General features: G+C 55.1%; 1 rRNA gene. It reads right to left on the bottom strand.

Annotated elements, in window-relative coordinates:
• A 23S ribosomal RNA gene (locus tag GJ688_RS20040) occupies positions 1 to 798 on the bottom strand; the annotation flags it as partial.

The following is a 798-nucleotide window of genomic DNA, read 5'->3' as shown; positions in this document are numbered from 1 at the left end:
GCCCACCTGACACGGTCCTTACACCCGATTCAGGGTGCCAAGTTAGAACTTCAGTGCATTCAGAGTGGTATCCCACCATCGACTCCCCCAAACCTGGCGGCCTGGGTTCCACGTCTCCCACCTATCCTGTACAAAACACACCAAAATCCAATGTCAGGCTACAGTAAAGCTCTACGGGGTCTTTCTGTCCTATCGCAAGTAACCCGCTTCTTCACGGGTATATCAATTTCACCGAGTCCCTCGTTGAGACAGTGCCCAGATCGTTACGCCTTTCGTGCGGGTCGGAACTTACCCGACAAGGAATTTCGCTACCTTAGGACCGTTATAGTTACGGCCGCCGTTTACTGGGGCTTCGGTTCAGAGCTCTCACTCCTCCCCTTAACCTTCCAGCACCGGGCAGGCGTCAGCCCCTATACGTCACCTTTCGGTTTGGCAGGGACCTGTGTTTTTGCTAAACAGTCGCCTGGGCCTCTTCACTGCGACTCCGGTTGCCCGGAGTACCCCTTCTCCCGAAGTTACGGGGTCATTTTGCCGAGTTCCTTAACGAGGGTTTGCTCGCGCGCCTGAGGATTCTCTCCTCGCCTACCTGTGTCGGTTTGCGGTACGGGCACGTTTCGTCTCCCTAGAGGCTTTTCTTGACAGTATGGAATCAGTGACTTCGCTACTTATTTTCGCTCCCCATCAGACCTTCGCGTATCGTGTTCCGGATTTGCCTGTCGCTCCGCTACCGTCCTTAGCCGTGCACGACCAGTCGCACGGTTCACTTATCCTCCTGTGTCCCCCCATCGGTCAAACGAT

The sequence above is a fragment of the Heliobacterium mobile genome (assembly GCF_009720735.1).
In the GTDB taxonomy this organism is placed as follows: domain Bacteria; phylum Bacillota; class Desulfitobacteriia; order Heliobacteriales; family Heliobacteriaceae; genus Heliobacterium; species Heliobacterium mobile.
This window is presented reverse-complemented; position numbering and strand designations above follow the sequence as displayed.